This is a genomic window from Nonomuraea sp. K271 (assembly GCF_009908215.1).
GTDB lineage: Bacteria > Actinomycetota > Actinomycetes > Streptosporangiales > Streptosporangiaceae > Nonomuraea > Nonomuraea longispora.
This window is the reverse complement of sequence record NZ_JAAAHR010000228.1, coordinates 1-12016: the sequence shown is the minus strand read 5'-3', so window position 1 is coordinate 12016 and position 12016 is coordinate 1. Positions and strand designations below refer to the sequence as shown.

The window sequence follows — 12016 nt, the reverse complement described above, 5'->3', positions numbered from 1 at the left end:
CGCCCGAACACACGGCCGCCACCCCACCCGCCCTCCTGCACTCCGTGAGGTGGTCATGACCTCGATCTTCCAGCAGGCCCTCGGCCCCGACTTCGACCGGCTCCACCCGCGCATCCAGCGGCGCTTCTCCGTCGGGCTCGACAGCGGCGAGGCCTGCGTCGGCCGCGGCGTGATGGACCGTGTCCGGCACGGCGGCCGGTGGATCCGCCCGTTCCTGGCGCTGGGCGCCACCCGCCACATCCTCGTGCCGCGCGTCGGCCGCGACGTGCCCTTCACCATCGAGAACTTCCCCTACCGCGACTCCTTCGGCCGCGAGACCGTCACCTTCGTCAGGACGTTCGCCTTCCCCGGCCGTCCCCAGCGGTTCGACGCCACGATGGTCTTCAGCCGGGAACGTGGCTGCATCGTCGACTACCTCGGCACGCACCAGCACCTCGCCACCGACCTGCACGTGCACGCCGACCCGGAGGGAGCCCTGGTCATCCGCTCCGGCGAGCAGCGTTTCCGCGAAGGACCCGTGAACACCCACGTGCCGGCCCTGATCAGGGGCGACGCCGTGGTCCGCGAGTCGTACGACGACCAGGCGCAGTGCTTCCGCGTCCGGGTCGCCGTCTCCAACCGCTACTTCGGCCCGCTCTTCGGCTACGAGGGCACCTTCCAGGCCGAGCACATCGGCGTGGCCGCCCACGGCGTGCGCACCGACCTGCGGCCGGTCCGCGAGGAAGCGCGGGCATGAGCAAGGACACCCGGAGGAGGCGCGGGCATGAGCAAGGAGACCCGGACGAAACTGCTCGAAGGCGCGCTCACGACGCTCGTCGAGCAGGGCATCGCGGGGGCCTCCGCGCGCGCCGTCGCCGCCGCCGCGGGGGTCAACCAGGCGCTGGTCTTCTACCATTTCGGCAGCGTCGACGAACTGCTCGCCGCCGCCTGCCGCCACGGCGCCGAACAACGGGTCGCCGGCTACCGCGATCGCCTGCGCAAGGTAGGCACCCTGGACGAACTCCTCGCGCTGGGCCGGGAACTGCACACCACCGAACGGGCCGGCGGGCACGTCGCCGTACTGGCCCAACTGCTGGCCGGGGCGCAGACACAGCCCCGGCTGGCGCCCGCCACCGCCGCCGGGCTCGCGCTGTGGACGGAGGAGATCGAGCAGGTGCTCGGCCGCGTGCTGGCCGGCAGCCCGCTGTCCGGACTCGTGGACGTCGCCGGACTGGCCAAGGCGCTCTCCGCTGCCTTCATCGGGCTGGAACTGTTCGAAGGCGTCGACCCGGCGGGCGCCGAACACGCCTTCGCCGCACTCGACCGGATCGCCGGCCTGATCACGGCGCTGGACGAACTCACCCGGCTCGCCCCGCTCGCCGACCAACCCCCCTGAGATTCGGCAGGTTTGTGGGCTTTCCGCGCGTTTGTCTGTGACCGGTCTGGAACGTACGCGCCTTTCCGTGTGTTCAGGGGACTTTGTCACGGGTCTGGAGCGTGCAAGCATTCCGTGCGTTCAGAGGGGCTCTGTGACAGCTCTGGAGCGTCCAAGCATTCCGTGTGTTCAGAGGAACAAGCTTTTTGGGAACCCCCTCGGGCTGGTCGCCGCACTGCGTGCCTTCGGCCCGCTGGACTCGCCGTAGGTGAGGTGGCTAAGCGCATAGTCACTCGTAGAATGCTCGTGCCGGGCCCCTGAGCGGGGGCGGCATCTCTGAGGCGAAGGGGCGAGGGGCGCGGATGGCCAGACGGCAGGCTCGGTTCACCGCACAGGACCTGGTGGACGATCCCCGGCTGCGGGACCATTCGCCCGAGTTGTGGCGGGCGGACCTGGGGGAGGTGCAGCGCCGCCTGCTGTCGTCGGCGGTGCGCTGCTTCGCCGCGAACGGGTTCCACGCCACGACCACGCGCGACATCGCCGATGGGGTCGGCCTCAGCCCGGCCGCACTCTACGTGCACTTCCCCTCGAAGGAACTAGTTCTGTTCGAGATCATCCGGGTCGGCCACGAGCGGGTCCTGGCACACGTACGCGACCCGTCCATCCTGGCGCTGGAGGGGTCGGCCGACCGGTTGCGCGCCATCGTGGCGGCGTACACCGTGTGGCATGCCCGCCACCACGTGACCGCGCGGGTCTGCCAGATGGAGCTGAACGCCCTCACGGCGGAGCACTACGGCGAGATCGTGGAGTTGCGTCACCAGACCAACGGCTATTTCCGCGACGCCGTCGCGCGCGGAGTCGCCGACGGGACGTTCGCGCAGGTGGACGTCAAGCGGGTGACGCGCGCGATGTTGTCGCTGAGCATCGATCTTGTCCGCTGGTACCGGCTCGACGGCGCCGACTCGCCCGAGCAGCTCGGTGAGTTCTACGCCGACCTCGCGCTGCAGTTGGTCGGTAGGCCCAAGGAGTAGGTACGCGCGTTCGGCGCCGGAATTCACCGGTTGACAAGTCACCCTCCGGCACCTGACTATGCGCTTAGTAACTTCCGTGATCGATTGACCCGAACGTCCGCACACGCACCTTTGAGCCAGACCGGTCGGCTCGCTGGACCGGAAGCGGTGGGGGCCGCGACCACAGGACGCCGGAGCACTGAGCGCCGGCGCGCATGGCGTCCGGCCTGACCGTCGAGTTCCGTTCCCCCAGGGAGTCGCACCATGCCCCTTCTTCTCCGCAGATCCACTGTCTTCTCGGCCCTGATGGCGTCGCTCGTGGCGATCCCTCTGGTGCCGGTGGCGTCGCCCGCGCAGGCGGACGCCCGCTGCCCCCACATGGGCAGAATCCACGTTCCGGGCGCGCAGCACCAGGTCACGGCCTGCCTGGACGACCTCACCACCGCCGGTACGGTCGACTCGGGGCACACCGACGCCGCCGACTGGCAGGGGCTGCACTCCGCAGCCACCCGCAACCCGAGCGGGGTGCCGGGCATCCAGGTCGACGGCTATTTCCCTGACGACTCCACGAGCAACCCCACCCACGGTTGGAACCACGACTCCCAGTTCGTGATCCGCCTCCCGCGACGCTGGAACGGCGGGCTGGTCGTCGCGGCGGCGCCGGGCAACCGCCGCCAGTACGCCAACGACTTCACGATCTCCGACTACGTGCTGGCCAAGGGCTACGCCTACGCCTCGATCGACAAGGGCAACGGCGGCACGGAGTTCTACAAGGACGGCAGGCGCCCAGGCGACGCCTACCGCGAGTGGTATCACCGGATGACCCAGGTCACCGTCGCCGCCAAGGCCACCGTCGCCCGCCACTACCGCAAGCCGCTGCGCAGGACGTACGCGGCGGGCATCTCCAACGGCGGCCAACTGGTGCGCTGGGCGCTGGAGAACCACCCCGAGCTCTACGACGGCGGCGTCGACGCGGAAGGCACGTACTGGCCGCCGGACAACGGCCCGAACGCGCTGGTCTACCTGCCGGTGGCGCTGCGCAACTACCCGAAGTACGCCGAGAACGGCGACCCCGAGGCGCACGCCGAGATGCTGCGGGCCGGCTTCGCCCCCGGCTCGGAGTTCCTGTGGGAGTTCAACTACCGCAACATCTGGGACGGCACGCAGCGCCGCGCACGCGAGGAGCTCGACCCGGAGTACGACGGCGACCTGGAGGCGGGGATCCCGTTCTGCGAGAGCGGCACGCCCAACTGCGACGCCGACTACGACTACTACGCGCGCCCGAAGAGCGTACACAAGGCGGTGCGGCGGGCCTCGATGAGCGGCCGCATCGGCAAGCCGCTGATCACCGTGCACGGGACGCTGGACACCCTGCTGCCGATCGCGGTGCACGGCGACCCGTACGCCGCGCTGGTGCGCAAGCAGGGCAAGGCCGCTCAGCACCGCTACTACAGGATGGAAGGCGCCTCCCACCTCGACATCGAGTACGACATGTTCCCCGACCGGATGCGGCCGCTGCTTCCCTGTATGCGGACGGCGTTCGAGGCCCTCGAACGCTGGACGGCCCCGGGCCACGGCCACAAGCCCCCGCGCAGCGCCACCATTCCCCGCCAGACCTCCGGCGACGTGGCCAACACCTGCTCCCTCAGCTGACCGGGGAAGCCCGGCCGCCGGCCAGCTCGCCGGCCCTGGTGCGGATCAGCCGCTGGACGATGAGGGCGGACGGCGAGGGCCTGCTGTCCTGACGCTGCGTCAGGCACAGCTGCACGGGAGGCGCGTCGGACAGCGGAAGCCAGACCACGTCGGTGATGTCGGCCGAGGTGTCGAACCCGGCGAGAATGCCGAGACCGACACCTTGGCCGACCATCACCTTGACGGTCCGCGCCGACATGGCCTGCACCACGACGTCGGGGGCCGCCACGTGCCGGTGCAGCGTCTCCCACAGCACGGTGCCCGCCCGCATGGTGACGATGGGCCAGGTCTCCAGGTCACGCCAGTGGATCTGGTCGCGGCCCGCCAGCGGATGGTCGGTGCGCGCGTACGCCCCGAGAGGAGCGGAGATGAGCGGTATGCGCCGCAGTCCCGGCGCGGGCGGGGTCAGCGGCGTGGTGATCACCCCGAAGTCCAGCGCGCCGTCCAGCACGGCGGTCTCGATGGCGGACGAGGCCCCCTCACGTACGGTGAAGCGCAGCCCCGGATGGTCGCGGCGCAGCCGGCCCACGACCGGAGCGATGATGGTCTCCACGGTCACCGTGACGCCGCCGATCTGGACCCTGCCGCGGTAGGAGCCGCTCGACTGCATCGCCGACTCGCGCACCGCCTCCTCGGCCTCGACCAGCCGGCGCAGCGGCTCGATCAGGGCCTGGCCGGCCGGGGTCGGGCGCACGCCGTGCCGGCTGCGGGTGAGCAGCACGACGTCGAGCTCCTCCTCCAGCAGCGCGATCTGCTGCCCGAGCGTGGGCTGGCTGACGCCGCACCGGCCGGCCGCCGCCCGCAGCGACCCCGTCTCGACGGCGGCCAGGAAGTACCGCGCCCGTTCCACCCGCACCGCGCCACCATAAAGGAAAAACCTTCCACCCGTGAACGCCATTCAGGTCTTCCCCGCACGCCGACGGCACGGCATGGTGACGTCCATCACAACCATCACCCGAACGACGTTCCCCAGGTGAAAGGAATAACCAGTGGCCAACGGTCCGCTCAGCGGAGTGCGTGTCCTGGACGTGTCGACGATCCTGGCCGGCCCCCTCGCGTCCTCGCTGCTCGGCGAGTTCGGCGCCGAGGTGATCAAGGTCGAGCACCCCGCCACGGGCGACCCGGCACGCCACTACCCGCCGCTGGAGGACGGAGAGTCGGCCGCCTGGGCGATGCTCGGCCGCGGCAAGCGCAGCGTCACGATCGACCTGCACCACGCCGAGGCGGCACACCTGGTGGGCCGGCTCGCCGCGGCCGTCGACATCGTGGTGACCAACTTCCGCCCGGCCACGTTGCGCCGGTTCCGCATCGACTTCGACGACCTGCGGGCCTACCGGCCCGACCTGGTCATGGTGCAGGTGAGCGCGTTCGGGCGGACCGGTCCGTACGCCGACCGCCCCGGCTTCGCCCGCGTCGCGGAGGCCTTCGCCGGCCTGACCTACCGCACGGGCGCCCCCGATCGGCCACCGCTCTTCGCCGGCTACCCCGTGGCCGACGGCGTCACCGGCATCTACGCCGCGTTCGCCGCCATGCTCGCGCTGCGCCAGCGCGACCTCACCGGCCAGGCCCAGCTCGCCGACATCCCCCTGTACGAGCCGCTGCTGCGGATGATGGAGGACTTCATCGTCGAGTACGGCGCGACCGGGAAGAACCGCGAACGCCAGGGCAACCAGAACCCGCACATCAGCCCCAACGATCTCTACCGCACCCGGGACGGCCGCTGGCTGGCCCTGCCCGCCTCCACCGAGCAGATGTGGCGCCGGCTGGTCAAGGTCATGGACGCCGCCGACCTCGCCGTGCACGACTCCATGACCGCCCGGCTCGAACACCGGGAGGAGATCGAGGCGCGGGTCGCCGCCTTCGTCGCGGAGCACGACCTCGAACCGCTGATGACGCTGCTCGTCGACGCCGGGGTGGCCGCAGGGCCGGTCAACTCGGCCGCCGACGTCTGCGCCGACCCGCACATCCGCGCCCGTGGCTCGGTGGTGGAGATGCCGGACGACAGGACGGGCCGTACCCGTCTCATGCAGGCTCCGGCCGGGCGGTTCTCCGGCTTCGACGCCACCGTCGGACACGCCGCGCCGGCCCTCGGCGAGCACACCGCCCAAGTGCTGCGCGACCTCGCCGGGCTCGCGGACCAAGACATCCATGACCTGCGCCACCGAGGAGTGGTCTGACCCGAGAAAGAGCGTGCTCATGACCCTGGCGACTCTGTCCATCATCGTGCTGGCCGCCCTTCTCGCGGCTACCCTGATCCCCGGCTTCGACCTCGGGCTGGGCGCCCTGGCGGCGGCGTTCGTCCTCGGGCTGGCCGCCGGCGTGTCGGAGAGCGACGTGACGGCGTTCTTCCCGGCCGACTTCTTCGTGCTCATCGTCGGCGTGACGGCGCTGTTCGCCGTCGCCCATCACAACGGAACCCTCGACTGGTTACTGGATGTGCTGCTCCGGATGGCCGGCGGCCGGCTGGTGCTGATCGCCCTGGTGCCCTTCGCCATCGGGGCCGTGCTCACCGCCGTCGGCACCCTGCCCGCCGCGGCGACCGCCATCGTCTCGCCGATCGCGCTCGGCTTCGCCGCGCGCTACCGTACCTCGCCGTTGATCGCCGCCGTCCTGGGCGTCACCGGAATCATCAGCGGGCTGCTCTCGCCGCTCGCCGTGTACGGCGTCACCGCGCGCGAGCTGAGCACCAAGCTCGGCATCGGCCTGTCCGGCTCGGCGCCGGTGGCGTTCCTGAGCGGCGGGCTGCTCGCCGGCCTGGCCGTGTGCGCGGGGCTGCTGATCGTCGGCCTGTGGAGCGGCGGCATCCCACGCGGCCGGGCACCCATCCCGGCCCTCGCCTCGGCCCGCAGCACCGGACCGGCCGCCCCCGACCCGGGCTCCGGCGCCACCGTCCCGGAGCCCGCGGACGGCGCCGCCGCCCCGGAGCCGGAGCCCGGGTCCGGCGGAATCGCACCCGAACCCGCGTCCGGCGGTGGCGCCGCGACGGCGACCGTCGACGCTCCCGCACCCGCGCCCGCCGCGACGCCGACGCGCCCCGGAGCACGCGCGTTCACCCTGGCCTGCATGCTCGCCGTCGTCGTCCTGTCCGTCGGTTTGGACATGAACGTGGGCTATCTCGGCCTGACCGCCGCGCTGATCGTGCAGCTGGTGTTCCGGCTGCCGGCCGACGCGATCGTGTCCAGAATCCCGTGGACCGTGGTCCTGCTGATCGGCGGCCTGCTGACGTACGTGGGCCTGATGCAGCACCTGGGCGCGTTCAAGCAGATCAGCGACCTGCTCACGATCGAAGGGTCGCCGCTGCTCAGCCTGCTCGTGCTCTGCTACATCGCCGGCGTCACGTCCTTCGCCGCCAGCTCCATCGCGGTGTTCGCGACCGTCATGCCGCTGCTGCCGCCGCTGGTGGCCGCCGGGGTGTCCCCGGTGGGCGGCGTGCTCGCCCTCGCCCTGGCCTCGGTGCTGGTCGACATCAACCCGCTCGGCATCACCGGCGGGCTCATCCTCGGCGCCGCCGAGCCCTCGGTCAGACCCCGTCTGTTCCGTAACCTGCTGACCTATGGGCTTGTCTCGATCGTCGTCGCCCCGCTCCTCGCTTGGGCCGCCTTCGGCTGGTGGTGACGCCGGCATACGGCGGTTCACGACGCGCCTGCGGCTCGAACCGGCCGGTCCCTCCCTCGCGCCCGACCTCCGGCAGGCGGAGCGATGGGCGGCGTCCATGGGCGAGTCGTGGCGCCTGCACGGTGTGCACAAATGGATCGCGTACGACCGGATGAGCGGCGAGGTCGTCGGCCGGGGCGGGCTGTCGCGCACACCGGTCGACGACGACTGGGACCAGATCTACGCGTTCCTCCCGGCGGAGCCGTGGATGCGCGTCCCCTACGAGGTGCGCAGGCCGTGGTGTCGTGCACGGCCCGTCACAACGTGCGTTCCCGTGCGGTGATGGAGCGCATCGGCATGCGGTACGCGGGCGAGATCCGTACGCGCGGCCCGGTCGAAGGCGTCGAGGGGAGCGGGACGACGCGCCGTTCGCGGTGTGCGTGCGGTCGCGGAAGGACCGGGGGCCGGTGAGCCGCGGCGCGGAGGAGAGTGCGACCTCCTCCGCGCCGCGGGCTGGTCACCCGGCGTAGGTCTCGAACTCGGCGACCCTCGGCGTGCCGCTCGCGCCGGTGATCTTAAAGGTGATCTTCTTCAGCGAGGTCGGGGTGAAGGCGATGTCGCCCGCCCCGCTGCCGGACTTCAGGACGGCCCCGGTGTCGTGGTTGACCAGTTGCCAGGATCCGATGGCACCCGCGGAGCCCGACGCCTCACGGATGACGACCCTGGCGATCGTCGTGGCGGAGCTCCACTTGACCGAGATGTCGCCGGTCGAGCCGGAAGGCGACCAATAGGTGCTCATGTCGCCGTCCCGTACGTTGCCGTAGCTCGTCCCGCCGCCCTTGCTGGAGCCGTCGGAACCGGCCCCGATGCTGAGGTTGCTCCCGTCCGGCGGCGTGGTCGGCGGGTCGGTGGGGTCGGTCGGGGGCGTCGTGGGTTCCTGCGGCGAGGAGCAGTCGCCCCCCGACTCCAGCAGCCCCTTGTTGGCGCCCGCCGTCTGCCGCACGATGTCCGGCACGCAGGTTGCCCCGTCGAGGTTGTAGGGGTAGGGGATGCTGACGGAGGTGTTGGACTGCGGGTTCGGGCCGGCGGGGTTGTTCTCGTCGCCGGGGCTCGACCAGGTCACGTTGTCGAAAATGTTGCCGCCGACCTGCCAGTAGCCGGCCTCGTCGGTGTAGAAGGTGCCGAGGACGTCCTTGGAGTCCTCGAAGTAGTTGTTGTCCACCTTGGCGCGGCCTCCCGCCCGGGAGTTGATGCCGGACTCGTGGAGGTCGACGTAGTGGTTGTTGTAGATGTGGGCGATGCCTCCGCGCAGCAGCGGGGTGCGGGAGTCGATGTTCTCGTACCGGTTGTGGTGGAAGGTGACGTAGCCGTTGGAGCGGTCGCTCTCGCTGGATCCGATGAGCCCGCCCCGGCCACTGTTGCGCAGGATGCTGTAGGACAGGGTGACGTACTGGGTGTCGTTCTTCATGTCGAAGAGCCCGTCGAAGCCCTCCGACTCCCCGCCCGAGGCCTCCAGGGTGACGTGGTCGACCCAGACGTTGCGGACGCTGCTCTCCATGCCGATGGCGTCACCGCCGTTGGAGGTGGGCGAGCCCGACTTCTTGACGTTGCGGACCGTCACGTTCCTGATGATGATGTTGCGGGCCTCGCGGATGTGGATGCCCAGTTGGTCGAAGACGGCGCCGCTGCCGACGCCGATGATCGTGACGTTGCTGATCTGCTTGAGTTCGATCACGCCTGCGGCGGTGTTGCAGCTGTCGCCCGACACCTTGGAGGTGTTGCCGTGGTTGATGGTCCCTTCGACCTCGATGGTGATCGGGGTGCTGCTGCTGGCCCGGTCGCACAGGGCCGCGTGGATCGCGGTGCCCGTGGTGGCTCTCACCGTCTGCCCGCCCGCGCCGCCGGTGGTGCCGCCGTTGCCGGTCGCGAAGCCGGTGGCGGTGCCGGCCGCCGCCGACGCCTGGGTCATCGGTAAGGCCACGCCGACCGCGGCCGCGGTGACCATCGCGGCCAGCGCCGCCTGGAGCCGCAGCGCGACTGCTCGTCCCATTGTCGTCTCACTTTCGTCGTCGGGTGCCGGAGTGAGTGCCGCGGGGCCCGCGGCATCGGGGTCGTCATGGGAGCTCGCCCACACGCTAGGAAAGCGCTTTCCTAGCGTCAATGGACTGTGAAACTTTCATGCCGTCACCCGGTGGCGAGCGGCCCGGCGTGCCGGGCTCGTGGGACGCCCATGAGGGCGGGGACCGGCGGATGGACCGCGGCGTCGTCCATCGCCGTACCGGTCACGGCCTTCTGCGGCCACGTGTAGAAACGTTCGTCGAAATGCTCAGCACGTACCTGCCGGCGGCCGGCGGGCGCGCTGGTAGTGCCGCCGAGGCCTTCATCCGGTTGCCGAACACGGCCATCGAGCACCAACAGCTCCCGACCACCTCGGGTTCGGGTTGTCCGACGCACCGCCCGTCGAGGAGTTCGACCACACCTTCGACGCGCTCACCGACCTCACCGCGGGACTGCTTGACCAGCTCGGCGTCTCCCGCTGCGCCATCCACGTGCAGGACTGCGGCGCCCCGATCGGCTGGCGGCTCGTCCTGAACGACCCGGACGCGATCACGGCGATCATCACCCAGAACGGCAACGCCTACGAAGCCGGCTTCGTCCCCAGCTTCTGGACGACCGTCCGGGCCCACCACCGCGGGCAGACCCCGAGACCGAGAAGGCCGTCCGGCAGGCGCTCACCCTCGACACGATCCGCTGGCACTACGCCACCGGCGTCCCCGACGGGGCACGCGCCTTCGCCGCCGACGTGCCCGAGGCCGGATCCACCTTCTCGAAGGCGGCCACTTCCTCCTGGAGAGCGCCCTCGACGACGTGGCCCGCCTGATCACGGACTTCCTCGGCCGGCTCGACCTGCCCCGGGGCGCGCATGCCGGGAAGTGAGGGCGTCATGAATCGCCCGTCCCCCGCTGGGTAGAGGGGCGCTCCGCAGAGAGGTGGAGGGCATGGACAGGCATCACCCATCGGTTCGTGACAGGTTCTGGTCAGTCGTCTCGCCGACCTCGGAACGACCGCAGAGCGCGCTCAACCTGCGCATCGTGCTGGCCACTTTCGGGCTGGTGATCTGTACGGTCTTCGCCGTGCTGGCCGCCACCGCGAACCTTCCCGTGCTGGCGGTCATCATGGCGGTCCTGGCCGTCATCGCGGCCATCGATCTGGTCGTCGTGATCCGCCGCCGCATCAAGCGGGGCAACGGGCACTCCCTCTTCGGCTGACAGGCCGTCCCGCGACACGCCGCCCGACCGGTCACAGCCATGCTGAGCAGCAAGATCGCTTCCCGGTCGGGCATGCGTCGTGCCACCCGTGGCTCGCCTTCGGCGAATCTTCAGGTACGGCTACGTTTGTCCGGGGTCCTCGCTCTCGGTCATGGACGCTCCGCCCTCGGCGTCGCCCGTCGTGACCCGGCCGGGCGAGTAGTACCGGCGCAGCCAGTCGGCGAGCCCGTCCAGCCCGGGAAGCAGCACCCGCTCGGTGATGTTCGCCTGGTCGAGCCGCTGCCTGATCTCGGCCTTCACCTCGGCGGGAATGACCCACCCGTGCCAGAGCCGGGGATGCGCCGCCAGCCACTGTTCCAGCTGGTACGTGACCTGCGAGAACGCCGACAGGATCGACGACTGGTTGATCACGCGTTCGTCCAGCGACGGCGGCTCGAAGAACACCAGGAACGGCTCTTCACCGAGCCGGTCGAGGGCCGCGAGGTCACGGGCTTGCTCCGCGAGCATCTCCGTGGTGAAGACCAACGCCCCCTCCGCCGCAAGGGGCTCACGCAGCGGCTCCGGCAGCAGCCGGTGAGCGCCCGCGCAGTCGACCGCCAGCAGCACACCATCGTCCTCGGGCCGGGAGGCGGTGGCGAAGTGCAGGGCCACCAGCGGAGAGAAGGTCCAGTCCAGCAGGCGGGTGGGCAGGCCGTGGTGCTGGCCCAGGGCCAGCCAGTCCCACATGGTCGTGCCCGGCGCCTGCCGATGCGCATATTTCCGGAAATTACGGATCAGGTGGGACTCGAGGTCGGCGTAGTCACCGTTCAACCGCGCCAGCCCGGACACATGCGAGTACGTGCTCCTCGCCAGCCCACGGAAGACCAGCGATGAGTGCGCGGGCCCGACCCCGTCACGCCGGCCGGCCTCGCTGATCGAGTCGTCCAGCTCGCGCCACGACGACACCGTCACCATGCCCATCCCGGCTCGCTGGTGGTCAGCGGTTGGCGGCCAGGCTGGTGATCGGGTGTTCGCCGTCGGTCTGCAGCCGGTATTCGTGGCCGGAGACGGCGCGGTTGTCTTCGATGACGCGTTCGGAGGGTGCTTTCTCGCCGCCC

Annotated in this window: 13 protein-coding genes and 1 pseudogene; 9 read left to right on the top strand and 5 right to left on the bottom strand. The window is 70.6% G+C overall.

Annotation, left to right across the window (positions count from 1 at the left end; genetic code table 11):
- The 4 genes from GUY59_RS43100 to GUY59_RS43085 form a co-directional block, all read left to right on the top strand.
- Positions 1 to 736: DUF4166 domain-containing protein (locus GUY59_RS43100; RefSeq protein WP_236668066.1), on the top strand; the 736-nt coding region annotated here is incomplete at its 5' end.
- Between the two features lie 27 nt (positions 737 to 763).
- Positions 764 to 1375, top strand: a complete 612-nt coding sequence (locus tag GUY59_RS43095) for a TetR family transcriptional regulator (RefSeq protein WP_138208284.1) — start codon at positions 764 to 766, stop codon at positions 1373 to 1375.
- A gap of 341 nt (positions 1376 to 1716) precedes the next feature.
- Positions 1717 to 2385 carry a TetR/AcrR family transcriptional regulator gene (locus GUY59_RS43090; protein ID WP_138208283.1) on the top strand — a complete coding sequence of 223 codons (669 nt, stop codon included), beginning with the start codon at positions 1717 to 1719 and terminating at the stop codon, positions 2383 to 2385.
- A gap of 243 nt (positions 2386 to 2628) precedes the next feature.
- The gene (locus GUY59_RS43085) at positions 2629 to 4017 is read left to right on the top strand and encodes a tannase/feruloyl esterase family alpha/beta hydrolase (protein ID WP_138208282.1); all 1389 of its coding nucleotides are present in this window, start codon (positions 2629 to 2631) and stop codon (positions 4015 to 4017) included.
- Here the strand turns inward: GUY59_RS43085 and GUY59_RS43080 are convergent.
- Positions 4010 to 4912, bottom strand: coding sequence for a LysR family transcriptional regulator (locus GUY59_RS43080; protein ID WP_161715017.1), 903 nt, complete (start codon positions 4910 to 4912; stop codon positions 4010 to 4012). The genes GUY59_RS43085 and GUY59_RS43080 overlap by 8 nt on opposite strands.
- Positions 4913 to 5045: 133 nt before the next feature.
- On the opposite strand from GUY59_RS43080, the gene GUY59_RS43075 reads away from it, so the two are divergent.
- The 3 genes from GUY59_RS43075 (at position 5046) to GUY59_RS48030 (ending at position 7993) form a co-directional block, all read left to right on the top strand.
- On the top strand, positions 5046 to 6233 hold the full coding sequence (locus tag GUY59_RS43075; RefSeq protein ID WP_138208281.1) for a CaiB/BaiF CoA transferase family protein: 1188 nt from the start codon (positions 5046 to 5048) through the stop codon (positions 6231 to 6233).
- A 19-nt stretch (positions 6234 to 6252) separates the two neighbouring features.
- Positions 6253 to 7671, top strand: coding sequence for an SLC13 family permease (locus GUY59_RS43070; RefSeq protein WP_161715016.1), 1419 nt, complete (start codon positions 6253 to 6255; stop codon positions 7669 to 7671).
- A gap of 97 nt (positions 7672 to 7768) precedes the next feature.
- The gene (locus GUY59_RS48030; protein ID WP_201762031.1) at positions 7769 to 7993 is read left to right on the top strand and encodes a hypothetical protein; all 225 of its coding nucleotides are present in this window, start codon (positions 7769 to 7771) and stop codon (positions 7991 to 7993) included.
- 174 nt (positions 7994 to 8167) lie between these two features.
- On the opposite strand, the gene GUY59_RS43060 is transcribed toward GUY59_RS48030, so the two are convergent.
- Both GUY59_RS43060 and GUY59_RS43055 read right to left on the bottom strand, forming a co-directional pair.
- Positions 8168 to 9700: a pectate lyase family protein gene (locus GUY59_RS43060; RefSeq protein WP_161715015.1), complete on the bottom strand. Its 1533-nt coding sequence runs from the start codon at positions 9698 to 9700 to the stop codon at positions 8168 to 8170.
- Positions 9701 to 9834: 134 nt separating this feature from the next.
- A complete protein-coding gene (locus GUY59_RS43055) occupies positions 9835 to 10062 on the bottom strand; it encodes a hypothetical protein (protein WP_161715014.1) in 228 nt (75 codons plus the stop codon).
- Between the two features lie 29 nt (positions 10063 to 10091).
- On the opposite strand from GUY59_RS43055, the pseudogene GUY59_RS51080 reads away from it, so the two are divergent.
- A pseudogene (locus tag GUY59_RS51080) lies at positions 10092 to 10235 on the top strand (alpha/beta hydrolase); the annotation flags it as partial.
- Positions 10236 to 10407: 172 nt separating this feature from the next.
- Here the strand turns inward: GUY59_RS51080 and GUY59_RS43050 are convergent.
- Positions 10408 to 10596 (bottom strand): hypothetical protein, encoded by a 189-nt coding sequence (locus GUY59_RS43050; RefSeq protein ID WP_161715013.1) that lies wholly within the window; start codon positions 10594 to 10596, stop codon positions 10408 to 10410.
- A 53-nt stretch (positions 10597 to 10649) separates the two neighbouring features.
- Here GUY59_RS43050 and GUY59_RS43045 point away from each other — a divergent pair, with 53 nt between their 5' ends.
- Positions 10650 to 10919, top strand: a complete 270-nt coding sequence (locus GUY59_RS43045; protein ID WP_201762030.1) for a DUF6343 family protein — start codon at positions 10650 to 10652, stop codon at positions 10917 to 10919.
- 120 nt (positions 10920 to 11039) lie between these two features.
- On the opposite strand, the gene GUY59_RS43040 is transcribed toward GUY59_RS43045, so the two are convergent.
- Positions 11040 to 11879, bottom strand: a complete 840-nt coding sequence (locus GUY59_RS43040) for an FRG domain-containing protein (RefSeq protein WP_138208735.1) — start codon at positions 11877 to 11879, stop codon at positions 11040 to 11042.
- Between the last annotated feature and the right edge of the window lie 137 nt (positions 11880 to 12016).

Excerpts from the sequence above, each read along its gene's own strand:
- GUY59_RS43095 (WP_138208284.1), top strand. The coding sequence starts at position 764 with ATGAGCAAGGAGACCCGGACGAAACTGCTCGAAGGCGCGCTCACGACG.
- GUY59_RS43090 (WP_138208283.1), top strand. The coding sequence starts at position 1,717 with ATGGCCAGACGGCAGGCTCGGTTCACCGCACAGGACCTGGTGGACGAT.
- GUY59_RS43085 (WP_138208282.1), top strand. The coding sequence starts at position 2,629 with ATGCCCCTTCTTCTCCGCAGATCCACTGTCTTCTCGGCCCTGATGGCG.
- GUY59_RS43070 (WP_161715016.1), top strand. The coding sequence starts at position 6,253 with ATGACCCTGGCGACTCTGTCCATCATCGTGCTGGCCGCCCTTCTCGCG.
- GUY59_RS48030 (WP_201762031.1), top strand. The coding sequence starts at position 7,769 with ATGGGCGAGTCGTGGCGCCTGCACGGTGTGCACAAATGGATCGCGTAC.
- GUY59_RS43060 (WP_161715015.1), bottom strand. The coding sequence starts at position 9,700 with ATGGGACGAGCAGTCGCGCTGCGGCTCCAGGCGGCGCTGGCCGCGATG.
- GUY59_RS43050 (WP_161715013.1), bottom strand. The coding sequence starts at position 10,596 with ATGACGCCCTCACTTCCCGGCATGCGCGCCCCGGGGCAGGTCGAGCCG.
- GUY59_RS43045 (WP_201762030.1), top strand. The coding sequence starts at position 10,650 with ATGGACAGGCATCACCCATCGGTTCGTGACAGGTTCTGGTCAGTCGTC.
- GUY59_RS43040 (WP_138208735.1), bottom strand. The coding sequence starts at position 11,879 with ATGGGCATGGTGACGGTGTCGTCGTGGCGCGAGCTGGACGACTCGATC.